Origin of the sequence: Burkholderia sp. BCC1996 (assembly GCF_905339955.1) — a bacterium.
GTDB lineage: Bacteria > Pseudomonadota > Gammaproteobacteria > Burkholderiales > Burkholderiaceae > Burkholderia.
This window is the reverse complement of sequence record NZ_CAJPHM010000035.1, coordinates 28724-54057: the sequence shown is the minus strand read 5'-3', so window position 1 is coordinate 54057 and position 25334 is coordinate 28724. Positions and strand designations below refer to the sequence as shown.

Annotated in this window: 17 protein-coding genes; 4 read left to right on the top strand and 13 right to left on the bottom strand. The window is 67.8% G+C overall.

Translation table 11 applies throughout. The annotated features are described in order from the left end of the window. Positions 1 to 55 precede the first annotated feature (55 nt). Positions 56 to 1684 carry an alpha-glucosidase gene (locus U4Z64_RS33290; RefSeq protein ID WP_321822215.1) on the bottom strand — a complete coding sequence of 543 codons (1629 nt, stop codon included), beginning with the start codon at positions 1682 to 1684 and terminating at the stop codon, positions 56 to 58. Between the two features lie 484 nt (positions 1685 to 2168). Here U4Z64_RS33290 and U4Z64_RS33285 point away from each other — a divergent pair, with 484 nt between their 5' ends. Together U4Z64_RS33285 and opgC are read left to right on the top strand one after the other, a co-directional pair. After that, positions 2169 to 6506, top strand: a complete 4338-nt coding sequence (locus U4Z64_RS33285) for a PAS domain S-box protein (RefSeq protein WP_321822214.1) — start codon at positions 2169 to 2171, stop codon at positions 6504 to 6506. Continuing rightward, complete coding sequence (opgC, locus tag U4Z64_RS33280) at positions 6506 to 7711, top strand: OpgC domain-containing protein (RefSeq protein ID WP_321822213.1); 1206 nt, start codon at positions 6506 to 6508, stop codon at positions 7709 to 7711. Before U4Z64_RS33285 ends, opgC begins: the two co-directional genes overlap by 1 nt. Here opgC and U4Z64_RS33275 read toward each other — a convergent pair. From U4Z64_RS33275 to U4Z64_RS33225, 11 genes are read right to left on the bottom strand one after another with little or no spacing between them, the layout of a single operon-like run. Continuing rightward, positions 7664 to 8143, bottom strand: coding sequence for a hypothetical protein (locus U4Z64_RS33275; protein ID WP_321808799.1), 480 nt, complete (start codon positions 8141 to 8143; stop codon positions 7664 to 7666). The two genes, opgC and U4Z64_RS33275, sit on opposite strands and share 48 nt — an antisense overlap. Before the next feature lie 25 nt (positions 8144 to 8168). After that, entirely contained in the window at positions 8169 to 10145 is a 1977-nt protein-coding gene (locus tag U4Z64_RS33270; protein WP_321822212.1) for a DUF3131 domain-containing protein, read from the bottom strand. Then, positions 10142 to 11515: a DUF3131 domain-containing protein gene (locus U4Z64_RS33265; protein ID WP_321822211.1), complete on the bottom strand. Its 1374-nt coding sequence runs from the start codon at positions 11513 to 11515 to the stop codon at positions 10142 to 10144. Before U4Z64_RS33265 ends, U4Z64_RS33270 begins: the two co-directional genes overlap by 4 nt. After that, complete coding sequence (locus U4Z64_RS33260) at positions 11506 to 13056, bottom strand: DUF3131 domain-containing protein (RefSeq protein WP_321822210.1); 1551 nt, start codon at positions 13054 to 13056, stop codon at positions 11506 to 11508. Before U4Z64_RS33260 ends, U4Z64_RS33265 begins: the two co-directional genes overlap by 10 nt. A 19-nt stretch (positions 13057 to 13075) precedes the next feature. After that, a complete protein-coding gene (locus U4Z64_RS33255; RefSeq protein ID WP_321822209.1) occupies positions 13076 to 14395 on the bottom strand; it encodes a DUF3131 domain-containing protein in 1320 nt (439 codons plus the stop codon). Between the two features lie 11 nt (positions 14396 to 14406). After that, on the bottom strand, positions 14407 to 16287 hold the full coding sequence (locus U4Z64_RS33250) for a cellulose synthase catalytic subunit (RefSeq protein WP_321822208.1): 1881 nt from the start codon (positions 16285 to 16287) through the stop codon (positions 14407 to 14409). A 5-nt stretch (positions 16288 to 16292) separates the two neighbouring features. Further along, positions 16293 to 18056 carry a glycoside hydrolase family 9 protein gene (locus tag U4Z64_RS33245; protein WP_321822207.1) on the bottom strand — a complete coding sequence of 588 codons (1764 nt, stop codon included), beginning with the start codon at positions 18054 to 18056 and terminating at the stop codon, positions 16293 to 16295. Continuing rightward, a complete protein-coding gene (locus U4Z64_RS33240) occupies positions 18053 to 20278 on the bottom strand; it encodes a glycoside hydrolase family 2 protein (RefSeq protein ID WP_321822206.1) in 2226 nt (741 codons plus the stop codon). Before U4Z64_RS33240 ends, U4Z64_RS33245 begins: the two co-directional genes overlap by 4 nt. Before the next feature lie 3 nt (positions 20279 to 20281). Beyond that, complete coding sequence (locus U4Z64_RS33235; protein WP_321822205.1) at positions 20282 to 20755, bottom strand: ATP-binding protein; 474 nt, start codon at positions 20753 to 20755, stop codon at positions 20282 to 20284. 43 nt (positions 20756 to 20798) lie between these two features. Then, positions 20799 to 21137 carry an STAS domain-containing protein gene (locus U4Z64_RS33230; protein ID WP_321808808.1) on the bottom strand — a complete coding sequence of 113 codons (339 nt, stop codon included), beginning with the start codon at positions 21135 to 21137 and terminating at the stop codon, positions 20799 to 20801. 44 nt (positions 21138 to 21181) lie between these two features. Next, on the bottom strand, positions 21182 to 22357 hold the full coding sequence (locus tag U4Z64_RS33225; protein WP_321822204.1) for a PP2C family protein-serine/threonine phosphatase: 1176 nt from the start codon (positions 22355 to 22357) through the stop codon (positions 21182 to 21184). Here U4Z64_RS33225 and U4Z64_RS33220 point away from each other — a divergent pair. After that, complete coding sequence (locus U4Z64_RS33220) at positions 22356 to 22538, top strand: hypothetical protein (RefSeq protein WP_321822203.1); 183 nt, start codon at positions 22356 to 22358, stop codon at positions 22536 to 22538. The two genes, U4Z64_RS33225 and U4Z64_RS33220, sit on opposite strands and share 2 nt — an antisense overlap. A 40-nt stretch (positions 22539 to 22578) precedes the next feature. Here U4Z64_RS33220 and glgC read toward each other — a convergent pair whose 3' ends face one another. Beyond that, a complete protein-coding gene (glgC, locus tag U4Z64_RS33215) occupies positions 22579 to 23889 on the bottom strand; it encodes a glucose-1-phosphate adenylyltransferase (protein WP_321822202.1) in 1311 nt (436 codons plus the stop codon). Between the two features lie 417 nt (positions 23890 to 24306). On the opposite strand from glgC, the gene U4Z64_RS33210 reads away from it, so the two are divergent. Further along, a complete protein-coding gene (locus tag U4Z64_RS33210) occupies positions 24307 to 25326 on the top strand; it encodes a hypothetical protein (RefSeq protein WP_321822201.1) in 1020 nt (339 codons plus the stop codon). Positions 25327 to 25334 lie beyond the last annotated feature (8 nt).

The window sequence follows — 25334 nt, the reverse complement described above, 5'->3', positions numbered from 1 at the left end:
GGCGCCCGGCACGTCGTCTACGCGCGCCACGTCGCTCGTCCGGTCAGCTCGCGTGTCACGCATGGGCAACGTGGCCGATCCACGCGGTGTACGGCGCCAGCATCAGATGGCGTCCCGTCAGCGTCGCCCCGACGAGACCGTGGCCATCGGACGGATGGGCGATCAAGTCGTCAGGCAACGCCCAGCGCTGCGGGTCGGCACCGAGATTGAACACGAGCAGGCGACGGTCGGCGTCCGACGCACGCTCGAATGCCAGGATCGGCTCCGGCGCTTCGAGGAAGCGGATGCTGCCGTCGAGCAGCGGCCGCTGACGCTGGCGCCATGCGAGGAAATACCGGAAAAAGCCGAGCGTCGATGCGGAGTCGCGATCCTGCAAGTCGACCGCCTTCGACACGTGTTCGGCCGGAATCGGCAGCCAGGTCTCGCTCGAAGAGAAGCCGCAGAACGGCTCGTCCGCCCGCCACGGCAACGGCGTGCGACAGCCGTCGCGCCCCTTGTCGCGCGGCCAGAACTCGATGCCGGCCGGATCGCGCAGCTGCTCGTATGGAATCTCCGCTTGCGTCAGGCCGAGTTCTTCCCCTTGGTAGATGCAGACGCTGCCGCGCAGCGTCGCGACCAGCGCGAGGACCAGCTTCGCGAAGCCGGGCCCTGCGGCGCCGTTGCCCCAGCGGGAAACGACGCGCTGCACATCGTGGTTGCCCGCCGACCAGCATACCCAGCCTTTTCCGCCATGTTCGGCCAGCTTCGACTCCATGCGCTCGACCGTGCGGCGCACATGGGCCGCCGAGAACTCGGGCGTCAGCAGATCGAAGCTGTACGCCATGTGCAACTTGTCTCCGTCAGCGGTGTATTGCGCCATCGTGGCTAGCGCGTCGTCGTCGCCGATCTCGCCGAGACCGACCGAGCGATGCGCATCCAGTTCACGCCTGAGCCGTTTCAGGAAATCGAGGTTTTGCCGCTGTGTCTTGTCGTAGCGGTGGCGCTGCATCGCGTACGGGTTGTCGACCGACGCCAGGAATGCCGGCGTGGCGACGGCGGGCGGGTTGTTGCGCAATCGCCGGTCGTGGAAATGGAAGTTGCACGCGTCGAATCTCAGGCCATCCACGCCTCGGCCGAGCCAGAACCGAACTTCTTCAAGCAACTGGCGCTGAACGTCGGGATGATGGAAGTTGAGATCCGGCTGGCTCGCGAGGAAATTGTGCAGGTAATACTGCCGCCGCCGGGTATCCCACTGCCATGCCGACCCGCCGAACACGGACAGCCAGTTCGTCGGCGGCGTGCCGTCCGCGCGCGCGTTCGCCCAGACATACCAGTCCGCACGCGGATTGTCGCGATCCGAACGGCTCTCGACAAACCACGCGTGCTGATCCGACGTGTGGCTGAGCACCTGGTCGATCATGACTTTCAGACCGAGTGCGTGCGCGTCGGCGACGAGCCGGTCGAAATCGGCGAGCGTGCCGAACTGCGGATCGACGTCGCGATAGTCGGACACGTCGTAGCCGAAGTCCTTCATCGGCGACCTGAAGAACGGCGATATCCAGATCGCGTCGACGCCCAGCGAGCGAATGTAGTCGAGCCGACCAATCATGCCGGGCAGATCGCCGATGCCGTCGCCGTTGCTGTCCGCGAAGCTGCGCGGGTAGATCTGGTATATGACGCCGCCCCGCCACCATGTATCGGACATCCGATCCGCTCCAGTTGGAGCCGGCAGCACGCGTGTGCCGGCATGCCGTCGCCAGTGTCAGGCGCCTTCTGGCGATCCCCCGCAAGCGACGGGCGCCGCGTCCTGCCGGACGGCGCGTCGTCGCGCAATCAGTGTATAGGGCTCGCGTTCCCGAATCAAAGTCTCCATTGCCGGCAATCGCCCATGTGGCTTTCGGTGGCCATTACCGGCTTCTACAGGGAATGAAATGAAGCCGGGAGTTGATAAAAAAAACGGAATGGCCACGATCGGCGGCATGCCCCTCATGGCCGATTCCGCATATATTCCGGCGCCCCGTATTTGCGCAATGCCACTTAATATGGTTGCCTGCGGGTAGTTGCAGCGAACCGTTCCCGATCCGGACATTGCCGGACGCGCCCCGCCTGTTCGGGCCGGCAATCGAAGCGCCACCGGACTCGTGTCCGATTGTTTGTTCAATCGATCGCCGTCGACAAGGGGGAGGAAATTGGACCACACGCCGAGCCCGTCCCGCGCCAGAACCCTGGCCGCGTTCGTTCTCGCGATCGGTCTGATCGGTAGCACCGCCACCGGCTACGTCGTTCGCGAGTTCAACGGGCGGGACGCGCAGGCCGCGCTGCAAGCCGCCGCGAGCGTGGCGACCGACGACATCGTCGAGCGCATCGGGCAATACGAATACGGCCTGCGCGGCGCGCGCGGCGCGGTGATCGCCGCCGGCGAGAACGGCATCTCGCGCGACGCATTCAAGCGCTACATGCTGACGCGCGATCTCCCGACGGAATTTCCCGGCGCGATCGGCTTCGGCTTCATCCGCCGCGTGCCGCAGGCGGACGAGCCGGCGTTCGTTGCGCGCGCGAAGGGCGACGTCGGCGTCGGTTTCGCGATTCGCCAGTTCATGCCGCACGACGGCGAACGGGACGTCGTCCTGTACGTCGAGCCGGAAAGCGACAACCAAGTCGCCATCGGGCGCGACATCGCGTCGGACGATGACCGGCGCCAGGCGGCGATCGTCGCGATGCGCAGCGGCAAGGCCACGCTGACGAGCCCGATCGAGCTCACGCAGATGGCGCCCGTCGGCCGTCAGTCGTTCCTGTTCCTGCTGCCCGTCTATCGCACTGCCGCGCTCCCGCCGACCGTCGCCGAGCGCGAGGCGGCGGCGTTCGGCTGGACCTACGCGCCGCTCGTCATGTCGCGCGTGCTCGCGGGCCTCGATGGTCGCGACAGGGATCTGCACATGCGGCTCGACGACGTCACGACGCCCGGGCGCGAGATCACGTTCTACACGCTGCGGGCCGGGCCGCTGACCGCCGACCCGCCGCTCTCGCTGTCGATCGACCGAGACGTCCACGGACGCACGTGGCGGTTCGCGTACACCGCGTCGCCGCAGTTCGTCCGCAAGCTGCATCAGCCGTCACCGGGCATGGTGATGCTGGTGGGCGCCGTCATCAGCGCGCTGCTGACGGCCATCGCGTATATGGTGACCTACGGCGCGCAGCGCCGGCGGCAGGTGGACGCCGCCCGCGCGAAGCTCGCGGCGATCGTCGAAGGATCGGCGGACGGCATCATCGGGCAGACGCTGGACGGCATCGTCACCAGCTGGAATCGCGGCGCCGCGACGCTGTTCGGCTACGACGCCGGCGAAGCAATCGGCAAGCCGATTGCCGACCTGATCGTGCCCGATGCGCTGCTCGACGAGCAGCGCGAAATCCTCGCGTCGGTCGCCCGCGGGCAGCGCGTGCCGGCGATCGTCACGCGGCGCCGGTGCAAGAACGGCGCGTCGCTCGACGTGTCGATCACCGTCTCGCCGATATTCGCGCGGGACGGCCACGTCATCGGCGCGTCGAACACGGTGCGCGACGTGTCCAATCAAAAGGCGGCCGAAGCGCGCATCGTCGAGCTCAACGTCAGCCTCGAGGATCAGGTCGAGCGGCGCACGTCCGAGCTGCGCCGGCTCAACATGCTGTTCGAGAGCGTGCTGCGCTCCGCGTCCGAGGTATCGATCATCGCGACCGATGGCGACGGCACGATCAATCTGTTCAACCACGGCGCCGAGCGCCTGCTCGGGTATCGCGCCGACGAAGCCGTCGGCCACCTGACGCCACTCGCGCTGCACGACGCCGGCGAGATCGCGGACCGCGAATCGGCGTTGAGCGCCGAATACGATCAGCCCGTAACGGGGTTTCGCGTCTTCACGCTCAAGCCCGAGCGCGACGGCGCCGAGGCGCGCGAATGGACCTACGTCCGCAAGGACGGATCGCGCGTGCCGGTGTCGATCGTCGTGACCGCAATGCGCGACGAAGCCGGCGAATCGATCGGCTATCTTGCCATCGCGGTCGACATCACGGAACGCAAGGCCACGGAGCGGGAGCTCGCGGTGGCGCGCGACCAGGTGCTGCTCGCGGCCCAGGCCGCCGAGCTGGGCATCTGGACGTGGGACGTCGCGCGCGGCACGGTCCGCTGGAATGCACGCATGGCCGAGATCTACGGCTGTCCGGACGCGCTCGACGGCGACACGCTGACCTACGACGCATGGCTCGCGCTGCTGCACCCCGACGACCGTGCGACGACGTCGGACGCGCTGGCGGACATCGTCCGCCACCGCCCCGCCGCCATCGGCTCGTTCCGGATCGTCCGCCCCAATGGCGAGATCCGCCACGTCCAGGCAAGCGCGCTCGCCGAGCACAACACGAATGACGGCGCGGTGCGCGTGACGGGAACCCACCGCGACATCACCGCGCAATACACGCTCGAACACGACCTGCGCAGCGCGAAAGAACAGGCCGACGCGGCCAACGCGGCGAAATCGTCGTTCCTCGCGAACATGAGCCACGAAATCCGCACGCCGATGAACGGCATCATCGGCATGGCGCGGCTTTGTCTCGATACACGCCTGACCGAGGAGCAGCACGAATATCTGACGATGGTGCTGTCGTCCGCGCAATCGCTGCTGACGATCATCAACGACATCCTGGATTTCTCGAAGATCGAGGCCGGCAAGATGCTGCTCGATCCGGTGGACTTCAGCCTGCGCGCGATGATCACCGAGATGCTGCGCACGACGACGTTCAAGGCCGACAAGGCCCGCGTCGAGATCCTGAGCGACATCGGGCTCGATGTGCCAGATTCCCTCGTCGGCGACGCCGGGCGCGTGCGCCAGGTGCTCACGAATCTCGTCGGCAACGCGCTCAAGTTCACTGCGTCGGGCGAGGTCACGGTATCGATCCACGTCGTCGCGCTCGCGTCGTCGCGCGTGTCGTTGCGCTTCGCCGTCTCCGATACGGGCATCGGCATCGCGGCGGACCATCTCGGCCGGATCTTCGACGCCTTTTCGCAGGCCGACAGCTCGACCACGCGCCGCTACGGCGGCACGGGGCTCGGCCTGACCATTTCGGCCCGGCTCGTCGCGATGATGGGCGGGCGTCTGGAGGTGCGAAGCAAACCGGGCAGCGGCAGCGAATTCACGTTCACGCTGCCGTTCGCGCCGGGGCGCGGCCCGGCGCTGCCGCACCCCGCATTGCCGCACGCGCTGAACGGCGCACGCATTCTCGTGGTCGACGACAACCAGACGAATTTGCGCCTGATGCACGACATGCTGAGCAATTTCGGCACGCGGCCGACCTGCGTCGGCGACACGCCAGGCGCGATGGAGGCGCTGTATCGGCAGGCAAAGCTGCGCGAGCCCTACACGGTCGCGCTCGTCGACGGCCAGCTTCCCGACTGCGACGACTATTCGCTCGCGCTCGAGATCGCCGCCGATCCGGCATTGCGCGACACGGCGGTCATCGTCGTCAGCTCGCTGTCCAGCCGCTTGGACGCTGCGACGCTTCGCCAGGCCGGCATCGCGGGCTTCGTGACCAAGCCGGTCGACCAGTCGGAGATCTTCAACCTGCTGGTGAAGGTGCTCGGCGAATCGTTCTTCGCGTCGGCGCCGTCGCCCGCCGCCAGCGCCATTGCCGTCGCGAGCAGCGACACGATGGAGAAGCCGGCGCCGCCGCGCCGATATGCGGTGCTGCTCGCCGAAGACAATCCGGTCAACCAGCGGCTCGCGCTCCGGCTGCTCGAGAAGCTCGGCCATGACGTGCGCCTCGCGTCGAACGGCCGCGAAGCGCTTGAATGGATCGACCGGCACGCGTTCGACGTCGTGCTGATGGATATTCAGATGCCGGTCATGGACGGGCTCGAAGCGACCAGCGAACTTCGCGACCGCGAGCGCCGTTCCGCGAAACCCCATTTGCCGGTTGTCGCGATGACGGCGCACGCGATGCAGGGCGACCGCGAGAAGTGCCTCGCGGCGGGCATGGACGGCTACGTGTCGAAACCGATCGAAACGGACGCGCTGATACGGGAAATCGAGCGGGTCGTGACACGGCCGCCGCAGGACGGCCACGCCGCCCGATCGACCGCGAAGCCGGCCGCGTCGCCGGCGGCGGGGGCCATGCCGCCCGAACGCGGCCCGGCCGCGCCGGGCGCGCCCGAGCGCTCGCCGCTGTTCGATCGCGGCCGGGCGCTCGCCCGCCTCGGCGGCGACGAGCACCTGTTTCGCGAACTGGCGCAACTGCTGGTCGACGAAGCCCAGCAGAAACACGCGGAACTCGACGGCGCGCTCGCCGTTCCGGATCTGGAGCGGCTGGCCCGCATCGCGCACAAGCTGAAGGGAGACGCCGGCACGTTCGCGAGCGGACCGCTCTCGGACGCGACGGGCGCGCTCGAGCGCGCCGCCCGCGAAGGCCACCAGCAGGCGGCCCTGGCGAGGGCCCGCGAATCGATGCAGCTGTTCGCCGGCCTGGTGGACGAGTTGCGCACGGACGTCCTGGGAGCCGCCTGATGAGTTCGCTGAACGCGCTGTACACACGCACGACGTCGCTCGCCTACGCCCAGATCGAACGGGATGACGTGATCGATTGCCTCAGAGGCATCGCGATCGTCTTCATGACGATCGTGCACATCGAATACTTCTCCGCGCTGAGCCTGCTCGCGTGGGAACGGCTCGGCTTCGTGACGGCCGCCGAATGGTTCGTGATCCTGTCGGGGTTCGTGCTCGGCAAGATCGGCCGCTCGCGCATCGCACAGCTAGGCTGGACCACCACCGCATGGAAATCGGTATCGAGAGGCACGAAGCTCTATCTCGTCAACGTCGTGCTGATCCTCGTTCCGATCGCGCTGCAGCCTCTCGGCTTCGTGAACACCGCCGCGCTCACGCGTTTCGTCGACGAGGCGACCGCAACCGTCTATCCGCTCTACCCGGCCGCGGACGCGCGCGTGGAGGACTGGTTCAACGCCGTTCTGCTGTTGCGCGGCGGCCCGCATCAGGCGCAGGTGCTCGGCCTGTACGCGATGCTGATGATCTTCATTGTGCCGCCGCTGCTGGCCGCGTTCCGCCGGCTGCCGTCCGCATTGCTGGCGCTCGCGGCCAGCTTCGCACTGTACGTCTGGCACCTGCTCGTGCCGTTTCGCTGGTCGGACATGCAATTCGAGAACGCATTTCCGCTGGCGGCGTGGCAGTTCCCGTTCGTCGCGGGCATGTTCGCCGGCTGGTTTTCCAGCGAGACGCAACTGCTGCTCGCGCACGGCGCCAGACGGCTCCTGCTGTATGCGTTCTGCGCAACGGGCGCCATCGTGATGCTCGTCATCGCGCAGGCGCATCTCGATCCGTTTACGCCCGCATGGGCCAAGCTGCATCTGCTGCCGCACGGCGCGATCGAATCGCTGTACCTCGGCTACGCGCAGAAGAACGAGCTCGGCCCGTTGCGCCTGATCGACGATTTCTGTCTGCTGGTGGCGCTGCACGCGCTGCTGCGCAGCCAATGGCCGCGTATCGGCCCGGTCGTCGGGCCCGTCCTGGTTCCGGTCGGCAAGGCGTCGCTGTACTGCTTCGTCGTGCACGTCGTTCTCGTGCTGATCGCCAGCCAGATCGTGCCGTTCGGCCTGCGCCCGCCGCGGTGGATCGAAGGCACCGCGATCCACGCGGTCGCGATCGCGGCGCTATGGCTGCTCGCCCGCTACGGCCCCGGCCGCCGGTGGCTCAAGTGAGGTGTCGGCGGCCCCATCGTGCGCCGACATCTGGCGCATGAATTCGAGGCCCGGCGCAATCGTCATCGCCCATGCGATCTCGACCTTCGCGTCGTAGTGGCGGGCGTCCAGTTCCCGCACCGTATCGAGAATCGCCGCCCGCCATGCATTGAACATGTGCTCGGGAATCGCGAGCCGTGCCGGGCCATGCTCCGTTGCGATGCGTTCGAGGTAATCGGACGTCACCTTCGTATGGTAGAGATTCAGCATGTGGAAGAACGACTTGCGCATCATCTGCTTCTGACGCGCCATTTCGGTGTGCGCAAACTTCGCGCGAATGCTGTCCGACGCGCCCAGGAAGATGGCGTAGAAGCGGTCGAAAAAGCGTTCGCCGTTGTCGTCCCCCGTCAGCCGGCGATAGCTTTCCTGGAAAATTTCTTCGTAGTTCGTCACGGCATCCTCCTGTATGCACCCCGCATCACTTCGGGCCTTCCCGGGACGGCGCCGGACAGTCCGCCGGGCCGGCCTGCACCGGCGGGAGAAAGCTGCGTCTGTCGCGCGCGACATACCATGCGGCCTCGAGAACCTGTGCATTGGTGTCCAGGCTCGTCGCGTCGACCATCCCGTTGTTGCTCTGGTACGCCCCGACGCTGACGCCGCCGGCCCGCGCGAAACGCATCGCACCCGCCAGCAGCGCCTTCGCATAGCGGTCCGAAAAAATCGCGGCCCAGCCGAACGCGGCCTTCGCGCTGAACACGCGCAACGTCGCGTCGGCTTGCGTGTCGTAGCTCGCGGCCTTCCATGCGGTGTCGCCGGCATAGACCGTCGAAAACGAAAACCACGGCGGACGGTCGATCACCTCGGCGCCGAGCGCGACGGGCCTGCCGAGCCGCGCGGCGTGCCTCCCCTGCGCGTCGTACATCATACGGGCAATCGTGCGGAAACAGCCATCGATACCGCCCAGCTCGATCGTGCCGAGGATGAACGGGTCGCTCGTCGGCAACGACGCCGGTTGCGCGTCGTACCAGACGGGGCCGTTCTCGAGCGTCCGCTGGCGCGCCTCCGCATACGAGAACGCGCCCGGAATCGGCAAGCCCGCCAGTGTCAGCGCGGCCGCCGCGTATTCCTTGTAGCCGAGCGGCTCGTCGACATAGATCTGTTCGATGCCGCCGAGTGCCAGCACGCTGTGGAGCCGGCCGAGCGAAGTCGCGCGCGCGAATTTCCAGTCGTCGCGCGCCGCGAGCGCGTCGGCACGCAAATCCGGATAACACGCGGCGGCGATCTGCAGCCACACCAGCACGCGCGCGATCTCGTACAGGTTGTAGCCGCTGCCCGTCAGCGACGCGTTGTTGTCGAGATCGACGAGGCTGCCAGTGCGCGCGTCGTACTGGCGCGCGGGCAACTCGCCGCCATAGCGCGGCAGGTCGCGCAACGTCGCGAGCACCTGCCGCAACCATGCTTCGGTCTGCAACGCGGAAGCGAGCCCGAGCTGATTCGCCGCGATCAGCGCGGCGAGCGTTCCCGCGATGTCCGACGTCGTGATGTACGGGTAGCCGTGCTTCCCGTTGACGAGGCCCGTCCCGGCCTGCCGGTTCGCGACGACATACGACCACGCATCGGCCGCGGCCGCCTGCCATTCGCCGGCGGGCAACGACGCCGGCCCGGCCTCGCAGGTCGATGCCGCGAGCGCGTCATCCTGCCTGTCGGCATGCAGCGCCGCGCGATAGAACGCCGCTTCGCCGTCGCCGCGCAACGTTATGGACGGACTGCCGGCGGCAACCGACGGCGCCGCGGCCGGCAGTCCCGGCACGCGCACAGCGGCCTCGGGTCCGGCGACGGCCGCCGCGAGATTCGAATAGACCGACCCTGCGGGCCCGGTCCGTTCGCCCGCGTTTGCCGCGCCAAGATAGCCCATGCCGATGCCGACGGACTCGCGCGCCGGCGCGGGCCCGGCGGCCGCAGCGCGCGGGCCGTCGTAAGACAGCAGCCGGTCTCGATCGTCGAGCGCGGCGATCATGCGCAGAAACGGCGGCACGGCCGCCGGCGCGCCTGGCGCCGCCATCGCGTCACCGGCCGATCGAATGCGCGCCACCTCGGTGGCGAGCGCGTCGCGGTAACGCGGCCAGCTGTCGCCGGCGCGCGCGTACAGACGCATCGCGCGGGCCCACGAATCGGCCGCCCGCGCGTCGCCGGCGCGCTCGCGCGCGAACGCGGTCAGCACGGCCGCGAACGCCGCCTGCGGCAGCGTATCCGGGCGCGTTTCGTCGTCGGCCGACGTCCGTCCCCATCGCTGCGCGGCCTCGGCGAAGCGGCCGTCCTGATAGGCCGCCCAGCCGGGCGCGAGCGGCGCGTATTCGGCGGTCGATTGCGCGCCCGCCGCCGGGAAGATCAGCAGCGCCGACGCGAGCAGCGCGAGCGCGGCCCACGCACGCGCGAAACGGGCGGCCGCGCTCATTGCGGGCCGGCCTGGACGGCGTTAGCGACGGGCAGACAGGCCGGCGCGCCCGCGAACACGTCCCGCATCCGCGCCGAGAAATAGCCCGTGCGCCGCGTCGCCGGCACGAGCCGGCCGCTGGACTTGTAAAGGAGCGCCTCCAGCACCGCTGCGTTGGTCGACAGCGTCAGCGTGCGGTCGTACGCGCCGGTCGCCTCGTAACGCCCCTCGAACCAGCCGCGCTCCGCGTCGTGGAGCGTGTCGACGGCCCGCATCAGGCGCGTCGTGTAGGCCGTGTCCCACAGCACCCACATGCCGAACGCGGCCCGCGTCGCGACGAGCGCGAGCTCCGGATACGCGCGGCCGTCATCGCCGATCGTGTTCCATGCATAGCCGTTGCCGAAGATCGCGTCGTACACGAAATACGGCGGCCGGTCGATCTGGTGGTCGGTGCGGGCCGTCAGAATGCCGTCCTTGCGCCAGCGCGCTTCCTGCGCGCGGTACACCGCGTCGGCCTGTGCCTCGATGTCCGGCTGCCCGGCCGGACGCGCCGCGCCGTCGCCGTTCGCGAAGCGCCAGCCGAACTCGATGCCGGACAGCAGCCACGGCGCGCTGACGAGCGCGTTGGCCGAACCGGTCTGCCGCGGGTCGCGCGCATCGAAGTAGATCCGCACGCCGTCCGCATACGCCTGCGCGAGCGGCACCGCATAGGCGTCGGCCGCGCGAATGCCCCACAGGCGAAAGCCGGTGCTCGCATATTCGCCGTAGCCGGGCCGGATCTCCATCGCGCGGACGGTGCGTTGCCCGTCCATGCGCGTCGCGTGGAGCGAGCCGTCGGCGCCGACCAGCGCGCACACGTTCCAGTGCAGCACGGCCCGGTCGACGTATTCGCCGTACTCCGGGTAGCGGGCGCCGATCGCGTGCAGCCAGACCAGCAGGCGCCCGACGTCGACCGCCGACGTGCCGACCGCGCCGGGCTGATTCGCATAGTTCGACATGGCGCCCGACTGCGTGTTGTAGATGCGGTTCGGCAGCCCGTCCGGCAACAGCGGCATCTGGCCGAGGAAGCGCAGCACGTCGGAAAGACGGCGATCGAACTCGTCGCGGTCGATCAGCTTGAGTTCGCGCGCGGCGACGAGCGCGGCGAGATAGTCGCCGATTTGCCACAACGTGGTCGCCGGGTAGCGGTCCACCGAATTGACGAGCCCCGTCGATGCGCTGGTGTTGTTCGTCACGTAGCGCCAGGCCGCGCGCGCCCAGGCCTGCTCGGCGTCCGACAGCGGACCGATGCGTCCCGGGTTGGTCAGCGCGCCGGCACTCAGTTTCCCGTAGCCGTCGGCCGCGGTTCTCACGACGATGCCGCAGCCGCTGCACACGAGCGTCAGCGACATTGCGAGAAGGCCGGCAATACGAACGGAGCGTCGTCTTGGCATGTTGAGCATTGGCAGGATTGCGAACAGGCGGAAACACCGAACGGCGCCGTCTCGGCGCCGCAGCCGGCTTGCCCACGGGTCACGACCCGCGGGCGACTCTTGATGGCGTTATTCAGATCGAACCGGTCGGTCAGCGTGCGTTCCCACAGGCTCGGCTGCCGGCCGCCCGGCTGCGGCGCGTCGCCATTGAAACGCAGCAGGCGCCCGCTCGCCTTGAACATCAGCGCCTCCAGCATGATGCCGTTGTTGTTCGCGGTGAACGTCTTGATCGGCCCCTTGCCGTTTTCGAGCAGGCCTTCGTAGTAGCCCTTGTCCGGCTGGTATTGCCCCCACACGGCGTCGGCGAGCCGGTCGGTATAGGGCGAGTTCCACAGCGCCCACATGCCGACGGCCGCCTTCGTCGAGACCGCCGCGAATTGCGGCACGTACGTCCCCTTGTCGGTGATCGTGTTCCACGCGTAGCCGTCCGAATAGATCGTGTCGTAGACGAAGTACGGATCGCCGTCGAGCTGATGCTCGCTCCGCGCCGTCAGGATACCGGTCGCGAGAAAGCGATTCTCCTGCGCCTGGTAGATGCGCTGCGCGAAATTCGCGACCCACGTGTCGCGGGACAGGCCGGCCTGCGTGCCGGCCGCGCGGTCGGCCGCGCGCGCCCACCCGAGTTCGAGACCGTAGAGGACATACGATTCGCTGACCACGTAGTTGTGCTGCGCCAGGTCGCGCGGGTCGCGCGAATCGAACGGAACGTCGACGCAGTAGATCGGCATCAGCGAATAGGGTTCCGGGCGCGATGCGAGGCAGGTCGAGAATCCCCATAGCTGGAAGCCGCTTGCCGCGTACTCCTCGTAGCCGAGGCGGCCTTCTTGCACGTACTGGACCTGCTTGTCCGGCCCCAGCATCGCGCCGTACAGCGTGCCGCACGCATCGACGACATGCGTGAAGTTCCATCGCGCGACGACGTGATCAATCGCATTCGCATGCTCCGGATAACGCTCCGTGACGATCTTCAGCCAGATGAGCAGCCGGCCGAGATCCACCGCGGAATAGCCGATTTCACCCGTCTGGTTCGCGTAATTGACCATCTGCGCGGTCTGCGTGTTGTACGCCTTGTTCGGCAGTTCGCCGCGAAAGAGGTCCAGCGAATTGAGCGTGCGCAGCAACGTGCCGAGACGGTCGTCGAACTCGCGCTTGTCGACCAGCCCGAGATCGCGCGCGGCGACGAGCGCGCCGAGATACGACGCGGTATCCCACATCGTCGTCGACGGATAGCCGTCGCCCGCGTTCACGAAGCCGGTCGCCGGCTGGTAGTTGTTCCGGAAATACACCCACGCCTGACGCGCCATCTGCATTTCGCGCGCATCGAGCGGGCCGCTTCGCGGCGCATACGACGCGGCCGCAATCGCGCCAGCCCGCTGCCCTGCCTCGCCGTCGGGGCGTGCGCAGGCTGCGCACGCGAGCAGCACGATGATCGACCCGATGCGGCACAACAGCTTCCCCATACCCTCTCCTCGTACCTGTTCAGAAGCGAAGCAGCGGACCACGTTCGATGTACGCGAGACTTTCGAGTATCACGCCGTTCGTGTTCGCATTGAGGGCAGCGTTCGACTGCCCGGTCTTTTCGTAGATGCCGGCGTACCAGCCCTTGTCCGGCTGGTTGGCCGCGCGCACGAACGCGACCAGCTTGCCCGTATAGTCGTCGCGAAACAGTGCATGCCACGCGAACGCCGCCTTGGTCGACACCGACCGCGACGCCGACGCGTCGGCGCCGCTATCGGTGACCGTCGCCCACGCCTTGCCGCCGGAGTAGACCGTGTTGTACGCGAAGTAAGGCGCGCGATCGAGATGATCCTCGGTGACGGCCGTGATCTGCCCGGTCGCGACATAGCGCGCGCGTTGCACCTTCAGCAGCCGCCACGCGAATTCGTGTGCCGCGCCGTCGAGGCCGAACTCCAGCCCCTGCAGCATGTAGGGCTCGCTCAGCACGTAGTTCTGTGCGCCATATCTGGCGGGGGTGCGCGTATCGGTCGGCACCGGAACGTCGTAGATGTCGACGAATCCGAGGTGGGTCGACCACGTCGCCGCCTGCGCGCAATCGACGCCCGACAGCAGCAGCGTGCGCGCCGCGTACTGCTCGTATCCGAGGCGCCCCTCCTGCTGCAACACCACTTTGTCGGCCGTGCGCGCCGCGCCGATCAGCTCGCCGTTGCGCGCGAGCGCCGGCATCGCCCAGCGCCGCGTGACCTTGTCCACCGCCGCCGTGAAACGCGGATACCGCCAGACCAGGATGTTGAACGGCACTTCGAGACGGCCGATGTCGATCGCCGACCAGCCGATCCCGCCTTCCGTTTTCCGGTTCGTGTAGTCGACCATGTCGAGCGAGCGCGTGTCGTACGACTTGTTCGGCAACTGGCCGTTGAACAGCGGCATGCGCGCGAGCGCATCGAGGGCTGCCGACATCCGCCGGTCGAATTCGTCGGTGCCGATCAGCCCGAGCCGTTCGGCCGAGATCATCGCGAGCAGGTACGACGCCGTATCCCACATCGTCGACGACGGAAAGCCGTCGACCGAATTGACGAGCCCCGTGGACGCCTGCGTATTGGCGACGAAGTACTTCCACGCGATGCGTGCCCACGCGCGCTCGTCGTCGGTCAGCGGGCGCGGCCCCGGCAGCGCCGGTGAATCGGCGCTCCGTTCGACCGGCATCGGCGACGCCGCGGCCGCCGGCGTGACCGCGGGGCTGTTGCGCTCGATCGCCACCACCCCCGCGAACGACACGAGGATCGCGACGATCAGCACGATATGGCTGCGTGCGCGGACGAGGTTCTCCTTGAAGCTCATCGGCTGTCTCCTCAGGTTCGGGACGATTCGTGCGCGGCGGGCGCGGCTTGCCCGCCGGCCTGGTGCCGTGCGTGCGCGCCATGCGTTTCGTCAGGCGCTTCTTCGGGCGGCCGCCAGAACGCGGCGAAGACGACGGGCATCATCGCGAGGATGTTGTTGCCGCCCCAGAGCAGATTGACGACGATCGCGGCTGGATCCACGTTCGCACCCGACGCCCAGCGAAGCGCCGCCCATGCGAGCGCGAACGCCGTGAGGGCCGCGACCGCGATCTGCGGGATCACGAGACGCACGAAATTGCCTTCCTGACGATCCTTGGGCGTCACCGGAAACTTGATCGTTTCGCCGCTCAGCACCGCGCGCAACGCACGCAGGCTCACCGGAAAGAACGCGAGATACGACGACTTGGCGGCCCACCCCGGAATCCCCCATGCGCCGAACATGAATGCGAGTTCGGTGCAGATGATGAACGGCAGGAAATGCCAGTAGAACGGGCCGGTGAAGGTCCGGACCGGCGAGATGTTCGTCAGCAGGTAGACGATCGGCGCGATCAGGAACATCAGGTTCCACACGCTACCGAAATACGACCAGAACGTGCTCAGGTACATCAGCTTCTGTGCGCCCGTCAGCCCCGGGCGCAGCAGCGGGTTGTCGTGCAGTGCGATGTCGAGGGTGCCGCCCGCGTACTTGTAGCGCTGGATCGTCCACGTCAGCAGATCCTGCGGCGACAGCATCTTCGATTCGACGCGCGGATGCAGCACGGACTTCCAGCCGCGCGGCCGGTCCGAGTGCAGGACGATCGACGTGTAGATGTCCTCCGACACATGGAACTTGTAGGGCGTCATCTCCGAATGCGTCGCCGCCTGGCGGCGCAGTTCAGCTTCGAGATCGGCGCGCAGCGCCGGATCCGCGACTTCGCTGGCGAGTTGCGTCGCTTCGCGATCGACCGCGAGGCCATAAGCGCGCAGCGCGGCCTCCATCACCGCTTCGCGCCGGTGAATCGACGCGGCGCCGCAGCAAAAGGCCGCGTTGGCTCGGTTGCGGCGGCGCTGGATCACGTCGTAGAACATCTGCGGATCGCTGACGAACGGATCGGCGCCGATCCGGATCGGACCGACGAGCCGCTGCACGCCGCGGGCAAGCACACGCGCCGCCGCGCCGAGACGGCGCCCGGCCCACGCATCGAGCGTCTCACCCTCGGGCAGGTCAAAAAACCACTGCGGCGTCTGCACCCACGCGACCTTCGGATCGCGGAAGTAGCCGAGCGTATGGTCGAGGATCGTCGGGAACACGCGCGTGTCCGCATCGCAGATCACGATGAAGTCGCCGTCGGTCCGGTCCATCGCGTTGCGCAGGTTGCCGGCCTTGAAGCCGACGTTGTTGTCGCGCGAAATGTAGTGCGCGCCTTCCTCTTCCGTCACGGCGCGCATCTCGGCGCGCCGGCCGTCGTCGAGCACGTGCACGCGATAGTCGACCGGATGCGGATACGTGACGGCGCACGCTGCGCGGATCGACCGCCGCACCAGTTCGACATCCTCGTTGTACGTCGCGATGAAGAGATCGACCTTCGGCGGTCGGCGCGTGTCGTCGGACGGCGTTTCGATGCATTCGGACAGCCATTGCGGCGCCGGGCGCCGCGGATAGTCGTCGACCCGCCAAAGGTTGAACACGAACAGCGCGAGTCCGACGTAGGACAGCGTCTCGGCGATCACGAGCGGCACCGCGAACCACAACGCGTCGTGGTTCAGCGATGCCGTCCAGCGCCACACCAGATAGTTCGCGCCGAACACGAGCGCAAGCACCGCGAAGAACTGCCAGACGGATTCGATCGCCGTGGAATGCGGCAGTGGCTCGGGCGGCGTGCGATGCTCGAACGCATCGAAATAGAAGGCCATGTTCGCTACTCCGTGGCGACGCCCACACCGTTGCGCTGCAAGGCGCCGATCAGCCCCAGCAGCGACGCGTTGTAGTCGATCGCGAATTCATTGACCGAATAGGCGCGGTCATCGTCGACATAACTCAGAAGGCGCCGGCCGCGCGGCGCGACCTGATCCTGCGCAGCATCGTTCGGACCGCCGACGAACAGGCCGGGTATCGTCTGGCCGGCCGCTCGCCCGAACAGGTGCGCGGGATGCTGCACCGATCGGCCGCCGATGCCGCTCACGAAGGCCATGCCGAACGGATTGACGCCGAGCAGGAAGTCGAGCTGCTCGACCGCCGCGCGCAGGTATCGCCGATCGCCGCCGTGACGCGCCGCCTCCGCGAGCAGGATGCCCTGCTCCGCATCCATCTTGTTGGAGCCCCAGACCAAGCGGCGATTGGCGAGCCGGAAGCCGCTCTCGCGCGTGCTGCGGTACGCTTCGTCGGCCGCCTGCCGGAGCGCGCGCGACAGGCGCGCACGAAGCGCCACGGGAATCGCGCGGTCGCCACGCGCGTCGAGCAGATGCAGCAGGCCGAGCGATGCCGGATTCTTCCATTCGAAGATCGCGAGACGGCCGGTCCACTCGGGGTGCCGCTCGACGTAGTCGAGATGCGGGCGCTCGCCCGTCGCGAGCCACAGCTCGGCCGCGGCCCAGATCCGGTCGTCGACGTCGGTCAGCAGGCTCGGCTCCCGGTCGACCGCCGACCACATGTACGGACCGGACCCGCTGTCGTCGCCGGGACGGGCATCGACGAACTGCCGCGCATGCACCGTCCGCAGCCACGCCCACGCGCGCGTCGCCGCGGCCAGGTAGCGCGCGGCAACGGTGGCGTCGACATGCGCCCACGCGCGCGACGCCAGCGCGAATGCCGCGGCGGCCTTCGCGGTATCGGCGCTCGACACGCCGTACACGTAGCGCGTTTGCGTGTCGCGTTCGGGCGACATCGGGCCCGGCCAGTCGGCGCCGGAGAGCTTGCGGTACAGTGCGCCGTCCGCGCGCTGCATCGCGAGCATCCAGTCGAGCCCGACACGCGCCTCGTCGAGGATGTCGGGCACGCCGTTGCCGCTTTCGGGAATGCCGGTCTGCCCGTCCGTGAAGCGCTGCGGCGCGTCCAGATACAACGAGACCAGACGCGCGGCCGTCACGGCCGTCGTGGCCACGTACTTGCCGAAATCGCCGGCATCGTGCCAGCCGCCCGTCGCGTCGACGCGATGCCCCGCTTGCGAACCGGTCGTGTCGTCGTGCGCGAGCACGCCGTCCGCCAGATGGTCGGCCGGATGCGCGAGCCCCGTCTCGGGATCGTCGAGCGCGACGCCGCAGCGCTGCAGATAGAAGGCGCGCAGCAACGCACGCTGCACGCGGCCGAGCACGTCGGGCTCCACCGCGAACACGGCCGCCGGCATCCGTTGCACGGCCAGGCGGTAGCGGCCGGCGGGCAGCGGCGGCAGTTCGAGCAGCGTCACGCGCAGCTCGCTGTCCGGGTCGCGCCGCCCCGGCGCAGGCGGCCACGCGCGCAGCACGCGCCCGTCGGCGTCTTCAAGACGGACCGGCGCGTCGGGCGCGAGCCCGATCACGGCCGCGACATGCGCGAACGCGGGCACGTAACCGGCCTGATTGACCGCGAAGCCGTCGGCCGCAGCGGGCGATCGCGGCGCTTCGCCGCGCACGCCAGCCGCGCACGCGAACAGTGTCGTCGAGCCAAGCGCCAGCATTGCGCGCCGGTAGCGATGAGCGGATCTCATGGCAGCGTCCGCACGTCGAAATCGAAGCGATTGGTGCCGAGCACGCGCCCTTGCGCATCGCGAATCGTCGCCTCGAGCGCGTACGCGCCGACGGCGAGCCGCGGCACGCGCACCGGCGTCACCGGACGGCCGCTGTCGGCCGCCATGTCGAATACCATGCGGCCCGAGGCGACCGTCGTGCCGCCCGTCGCGACCTGCCATTCGACGACGGTGTCCGGATACGACGTCCACGTATCGTTGATCGCCCACAGCGTGCCGTCGAACGTTTCGCCAGGCGCATACGTATCGCGCGTCCATGCGATCGACGGCAGCACCGGCTGGTACGCGCTCGCCAACGCGGCATAACCGCGCTTCGGGTGACGGAGGTAGTCGACGACGCCCCAGTTGATCGACGGCCAACCCTCGACGAACATGAACTGGAAGATCGACGCGACCGGCTGATAACGCTGACGCCGCAGCGTCTCCGCGATCCGTTGCACCAGCCTCGCCTGATAGCGCTGCGAGTTCGCGACGAACGCGCCGATATCTCGGCCGCGCTTCACGCCCGCTATGTCGAACGTCTCGCGCCGCTGAAAATCGTGGTACGCCCATTCCGACCACGCGGAGTCGGTCTCCGCCTCGCTCGCCGGCCACAGATTGCCGGGGCTCACGATATGCCGCAGCGTGGCGAGATCGGGCAGCGCCTGTGCGCCGAACTCGGTGATGTTCGGCTCGTTCATGGTCGGAATCGTGTCGGTCCACTTGCCCCAATACCATCCGAGCCAGAAGTGCTGGCCGGTCAGCGACGCGTCGTCCGCATGGCGGCTCGTGTCCTCGCGCAACGCGGCGCCGACCATCGCGGACAGCAGGCGGTTCTGGCCGGGATCCCAGTCGGGATAGCGATATTTCATCCAGTCGGCATCCCACGGCGGTTCGTTCTGGCCCGACCACGCGACGATCGACGGATGATGCCCGAGCATCGCCACCATGTCGCGGGCCTGATCCGCCGCATTCGCGGCGAACGGCGCCGAGTCGTCATAGCCCCACTGCAGCGGAAAGTCCTGCCAGATCAGCATGCCCTTTTCGTCGGCTACATCGTAGAGCGGCTGCCCCGCGACGTGCGCATGCACGCGGACCGCATTGACGTGCGCGCCACGCATCAGGTCGAGATCGCGTGCATAGGCCGCCACGTCCATCTGCGACAGCCACGGGCTGCCGATATAGTTCGTGCCGCGCAGAAACATGCGCCTGCCGTTGATCGTCCAGCACGACTGCGCGGCGTCGAACCGGATCGCGCGCACGCCCGTGCGGCGTTGCGCGACGTCCATCGTGCCGTGCTCGTCGGCGAGCGTGACGACCACCCGGTAGAGCGCCGGGAAGCCGTATTCCGCCGGCCACCACAGCGCGACGTCGTCCAGTTCGCCGCGAATCGACACGCGATTCGCGCCGGCCGCCAGCGCGACCGGCCGTTCGAACACGTAGCCCCGTGCGTCGAAATTGGCGGGCACGACGCGCACGCGCAGCGTCGCGGCGGTGTCGCGCAGCGCGCGCACCCGAACCTCGACGTCGAGCGTCGCATGCGTGCCGTCGCCGGGCCGCGCGTCGACCTTCAGCGCGTCGATCGCAGCCGCTCGACTCTCCCGCAGACGAACCGGCGCCCAGATGCCGCCCGAGTTCGCGTCCTGTCCGCGCGCGGACCACGCGCCGCCCGGCCGCGTGTCGTGATCGTTCAGCACGCCCTTGACGAGCCGCTTGTGCAGCGACCACGCGCCGCCCGGCGGTTCGAACGGGCTGCGCACGAGCACCGCCAGGTGGTTTTTGCCGTCGCGTAGCGCATCCGTGACGTCGAACGCGAACGGCGCGAAATAGCCCTCGTGATGGCCGAGATAGCGATCGTTGAGCCACACGTCTGCCTCGTAATCGACGCCGTCGAACTCGAGCGACGCCATCCGGTCGCCGCCGCGAGGCGCCACCGTGAACGTCGTGCGATACCACAGCGCGCCCTGGTGATCGAGGCCCGCCGCGTACCAGTTCGCCGGAACGCGCAACGCCCTCCAGCCGCGATCGTCGACATCCGCGCGCCACGCATCCGCCGGCGCGCCGTCCGCATCGAGGATTCGCCACTGCCCGGCGAGCGACACTGCGCCGTCGCCGTCGCGCGCAACCGGCAGCGGCAATGCGAGCGCCGCGCATTGCCATGCGAGCAGACAGGTCGTGGCGGCCAGCGTCGCGATTCGCGTCATCGTCTAGCCTCGGCGCTTGACGAGCCGCAGGCGATTGACGCCGAGCCGCCTGCGATATTCCACGGCATCGACCGACGCGTGCATGATACCGAGGCCCATCCCCCTTTCCGGCCATGTGTCGGCGTCGTCCGGATCGAACGACGGCAGGCTCCGCGGCGCGTCGAAGACGCCCGGCGGCGCCGCGGCGCCCGCATCGAAGATATCGAGCGACAGCGCGCGCCGCCCGCGGTGCAGCGTCAGCGCGAGCACCGGCCTCGCGGCGGGCGGCGGGGCGTCCGGCATCGCGGCACAGCCGTGCCGGATGACGTTCGACGACGCCTCGATCGCCGCGAGCTCGAACGCATCGAGCCACGCGCGCGATTCGCCGCAGCACTCGCACGCCGCGCGCACCCAGTCGCCGATGTCGGCGAGCGCGTCGATGCGTGCCGCAAAGCGCGCACGCACATGCGGCACCGGCCGGTCCGGCCGGCCTTTCATCGGACGTCCCCGCGGCGCGCGGCGCATCGCGCCGGCCGGCGGATCAGGCCTGCAGCCGTGCGCATGCCGCCTCGGTGTCGGGCACGACGGCGAACACGCGATCCATGCGCGTCAGTTGAAGCATGCTCCGCACGCCGTCCGCAACGCCGCACAGCACGATGTCGCCCTTGCCGCCCAGCGCCTTGAATCCGGACACCATCGCGCCGAGCCCGCTGCTGTCGACGAACTTCACGCACTGCAGATCGAGCACGACCTTCGCGACGCCCAGCCGCGCGAGCGACACGAGCTCGTCGCGGATCTGCGGCGCCACCGACGCATCGAAGCGCTGCGGCAGCACCTTGACGACCTTGATATCGCCGGAATCGCTCGTTTCGGTCAACATGAATTCCTCCAGTCTCCAGTCTTTCGACGGCAGAAATGAATCGGTCAGTCGGGCCGACGTTCCAGCGCGAGGACCGACACGTCGTCGTCGAACGTGCCCGGTGCCGTGCCGCGCCACGCCAGCAACTCGGATTTCAATGCGTCCAGCGTCTCCCGCAACGGCCGTTGCGCGCGCGCGGACAGGAAGGTCCGCAGCCGCTCGTCGCCGAACAGTTCGCCGTCCGGCCGCGCGCATTCGGTGACGCCGTCCGAGTACAGGAACAGGCGATCGCGAGCGCGCAGCGTGAACGGCACGGTCTCGTACTCGCACCCTGCGAGCAGTCCGACCGGAAATCCGCCGTCGCCGAGCCGGAGCGCCTCGCCGTTCGCGGTGACGAGCAACGGATGTGTGTGACCGGCTTGCGTCAGTCGGCCCGCGCCCGTGCGCGTATCGAGGACGCCGTACACCATCGTGAAGTAGGACGCGTCCACCGCTTCCTCGAGAAACAGCCGGTTCATCATGTCGACGACCGACGCCGGCGACAGTTGCGCGCTGGCGCCGCGCGCTTCCCCCTCGCGCGCCAGCAGACGATTCACGATGACCGACTGCATCGCGGCCTGCACGCCGTGCCCCGCCACGTCAATCGCATAGAACATCACGTGCGCATCGTCGACCGCCTTGACGTTCAGCATGTCCCCGGACAGATACGCGGACGGCGCGAACAGCCATTCGCATGCGACGCCGTCGATGCGCAGCCGCGGCGACGGCAGCATCGACGTCTGCACTGCGGCGGCAGCCTGCAGATCGGCGCGCATCTGGCTGTACGCGGTGTCGAGATGCCGGTTGCGCTCCTCGAGCGCCGCTTCGAGGTCGATCACGCGCAAGCCCGCGCGCAGCCGGACGCGCAGCTCGCTGATGTCCACCGGCTTCGTGAGGAAATCGTCGGCGCCTGCCTCCATGCCGTCGATCAGCGCATCCGAGCCGTCGCGCGCGGTCAGCAGGATCATGTAGATATATCTGCCGAGCGCCTCTTCGCGGATCGCACGACAGAGGCCGGGGCCGTCGAGTTCGGGCATGTCCCAGTCGCACACCACCATCGCGATTTCGCGTCGCTCGCGCAGCAGCTGCAGTGCGAGCCGGCCGTCCGCGGCCTCGACGATCTCGAAGCCGAGCTTGCCGAGCGTACTGCGCAGCAACAGCCTGTAACTGGCGGAATCGTCGACGATGAGAACGGGTGGCATGGCCATGATCGAAATGAAGACGAAGCTCTCGGTGCGCTCGCCAGTTCGGCGTGCCGTTTGTCGATGGTTAATCGGAAAGGTGTCGCGCGCATCGAATCCGCGCCGCAATCGTGACGATGATCAATCCGCTTTCGCATTCGTGGCATTCGTGGCGCTCATCGATACGGTTTCCTGTCTTTGAATTGTCCGCACGCCGGCTTTCCGATCGATGCCGGCCGCCATCACGATGGAAGGCGTCCCAGCATCGCGCGCGTGACCAACACTACGCCGTCCGGCGTGCGTTCGAACCGCTGCGCATCGAGTGCCGGATCCTCGCCGATCACGAGGCCGTCCGGTAGCATGCAGCCGCGGTCGACGACGACCTTCGTCAGCCGGCAGCCGCGTCCGACCCGCGTGTCCGGCAGCAGCACGGCCTCGTCGAGCCGGCACGACACACCGACCCGTACGCCGGGAAACAGCAGCGAACGCGTGACGCTCGACGCCGACACGATCGATCCGTCCGACACGATCGTGTCGACGATGTCACCGCGCTCGCCGCCCCGTCCGCGGAGAAATTGTGCGGGTGGCAATGACAGGCGGCGCGTCCAGATCGGCCAGCGCGCGCTGTCGACGTCGAATCCGCTCTTGCCCGACGCCAGCTCCAGATTCGCGGCCCAGAACGCGTCGACCGTGCCGACGTCGCGCCAGTAGTTTTCCGTGCCCGGCGCGTCGTCGATGCAGGACATCGAGAATGGATGGGCGCGCGCGCGCCCTTCCGCGACGACGCGCGGTATCACGTCGTGCCCGAAGTCGTGGCTCGACGCCTGATTGGCGGCATCGTCCGTCAACAGGCGGTAGAGATAGTCGGCGTCGAACACATAGATGCCCATGCTGACGAGCGACGACGCGACATCGTCCGGCACGGCCGCCGGTTGCGCAGGTTTTTCCGCGAATGCGGTCACGTTGCGGCGATCGTCGATCGCCATCACGCCGTATCCGCCCGCGTCGCGGCGCGGCACCCGCACGCAGCCGATCGTGCACGACGCGCGCCCGTCGACGTGGTCGCGCAGCATCACGGCGTAATCCATCCGGTATACGTGGTCGCCTGCCAGCACCAGCACGTACGCCGGACCGGCTTCTCGAATGCGCTGCAGATTCCGGTAGATGGCATCGGCCGTGCCGCGATAGATCGGCTCCTCGTGCAGGTGCCCGGGCGCCGGCATCACGTCAACCCTTGAATCCCGATCGGCGCGCAGGAAGCCGAGGCTTCCCTGCACGTGCCGCAGCAGCGAATGCGTGTTGTATTGCGTGACGACGCCGATCCGGCGGATGCCGGAATTGACGCAATTGGACAACGTGAAATCGATGATACGGAACCGGCCGCCAAAAAACATCGCCGGCTTCGCCCGTCTCTCGGTGAGCTGTTTCAGCCGCGTGCCGCGCCCGCCGGCCAGCACGATCGCGAACGTGTGGCTCGTCGGCGCGTACGCGCGTGCATACTCCGCGTGACGCCGATCGGGCAAGCACGTTATGCGGTCGAATTCGGCAAGCATCGTTCGCTCCGCTGAAAATCCGGATTGCCACCCCGTCGGGGCAAGCCGCCGTTCGTTCGTCAGGTACGCCGCGCGCCGTCATCGACAACGCGCATTCGACAGCCCTGCTTATCGTGTTGATGCGCCGGATACCGCGATTGAAGCGGTGTGCCGTCCGGCCTCTCACATGCGGAAAATCCTGGATTTCGACATTTGACGAATTCGCTCCACGCCGATTCAAAAATGCTTAATTCATTCTGCGTCAATTTAAGGTGAAGCAATCGGCCTTCGCAAGACAGCGAAACGCCAAATTGCTGTCCGGATCGGAAATCGTCGTCGAATTGTGGGGCCGATTACCGGCGGCTGGACTAGACTCAACCCGGCTCGGTTACACGGATGGCGTTGCGTTGCCAGCCGCCATGCAAACGGTGACACGCATTGTTGAGCTACCTCTCGTTCGTCGCGCGTCTTTCATTTCAGAGGCGGATTCGCTGCCGTGTCGCCTGCCTTTTCGCCGCAGCAAGATCCATCGCACCGCCGTTCGGCTGCCCTGCCCGCGCATGGCTCGGCGCGCTGATCTATGCGGGACTGTCGATCGACGGCGCGTCCGCGCAAACGACGCGAGACGAAGTGCTCGACGGCCTGTCGAATTCGTTCTCGACGCCGTGGCACGAACTCGTGTCGCCGAACCGGGCCGACGGTTCGAACAGCTGGCTGTCGGGACTGTCGATCAACGCGGGGATCACGCAGGCGCTGCAGCCAAGCCAGAAAAGCCGCGTCGGCGCCGGTGCGCAAGGCGACCGGGCGAACGCGTCGACGATGCAGCTCGGCATTCGCTACAACCCGATGTCGTACTGGTTCGCGACGTTCACCGCCTATCGCTATCTGCGGCCGGGTTTTCAGCAAAGCTGGGATCCGGATTTCACCTATTCGTTCGGCTACGACGACTGGCATCCTTACACGCTCAGCCTGGTCTACGGCAACTACACGGGCAACCGCTTCGCGGCCGGCAATGGCGTCGCGCACAGCCGCCTCGAGCAAGGGGGCATTACGCTCGCCTACAAGTTCCCGCTGCCGGACTGGCTGAAGCCGGTCTTCCTGACCGGCATGGGCGACGACCTGATGTGCTCGGCGTCGTTCACGCTGGTGCCGCGTTATACCGATGTGCAGAGCGCAACGCGAGCGAACAAGACGAACGTCGGGCTCGGCTGCCGATATACGCTGCCGAACGGGCTGTACGCGACATTCACCGCATACCACTATCTTCGCCCGTCGCAGCAGCAACCGTGGGATCCCGATTTCGTGTACGGGTTCGGCTATTTCGACTGGCATTCCGACACGATCTCGATCCAGTACAACAACTACTCGGGAAACCGGTTTCCGTGGCGCTCGCGCGCACCCGGCACCGGAACCTTCCGGGCCGGCAGCATCTCGATCTCCTGGTCGCACAGCTGGTGAACGCCGCG

Coding starts and splice junctions, on each gene's coding strand:
- U4Z64_RS33290 (WP_321822215.1), bottom strand. CDS start 1,684: ATGTCCGATACATGGTGGCGGGGCGGCGTCATATACCAGATCTACCCG.
- opgC (WP_321822213.1), top strand. CDS start 6,506: ATGAGTTCGCTGAACGCGCTGTACACACGCACGACGTCGCTCGCCTAC.
- U4Z64_RS33270 (WP_321822212.1), bottom strand. CDS start 10,145: ATGAGCGCGGCCGCCCGTTTCGCGCGTGCGTGGGCCGCGCTCGCGCTG.
- U4Z64_RS33265 (WP_321822211.1), bottom strand. CDS start 11,515: ATGTCGCTGACGCTCGTGTGCAGCGGCTGCGGCATCGTCGTGAGAACC.
- U4Z64_RS33260 (WP_321822210.1), bottom strand. CDS start 13,056: ATGGGGAAGCTGTTGTGCCGCATCGGGTCGATCATCGTGCTGCTCGCG.
- U4Z64_RS33255 (WP_321822209.1), bottom strand. CDS start 14,395: ATGAGCTTCAAGGAGAACCTCGTCCGCGCACGCAGCCATATCGTGCTG.
- U4Z64_RS33250 (WP_321822208.1), bottom strand. CDS start 16,287: ATGGCCTTCTATTTCGATGCGTTCGAGCATCGCACGCCGCCCGAGCCA.
- U4Z64_RS33245 (WP_321822207.1), bottom strand. CDS start 18,056: ATGAGATCCGCTCATCGCTACCGGCGCGCAATGCTGGCGCTTGGCTCG.
- U4Z64_RS33240 (WP_321822206.1), bottom strand. CDS start 20,278: ATGACGCGAATCGCGACGCTGGCCGCCACGACCTGTCTGCTCGCATGG.
- U4Z64_RS33235 (WP_321822205.1), bottom strand. CDS start 20,755: ATGAAAGGCCGGCCGGACCGGCCGGTGCCGCATGTGCGTGCGCGCTTT.
- U4Z64_RS33230 (WP_321808808.1), bottom strand. CDS start 21,137: ATGTTGACCGAAACGAGCGATTCCGGCGATATCAAGGTCGTCAAGGTG.
- U4Z64_RS33220 (WP_321822203.1), top strand. CDS start 22,356: ATGGCCATGATCGAAATGAAGACGAAGCTCTCGGTGCGCTCGCCAGTT.
- U4Z64_RS33225 (WP_321822204.1), bottom strand. CDS start 22,357: ATGCCACCCGTTCTCATCGTCGACGATTCCGCCAGTTACAGGCTGTTG.
- glgC (WP_321822202.1), bottom strand. CDS start 23,889: ATGCTTGCCGAATTCGACCGCATAACGTGCTTGCCCGATCGGCGTCAC.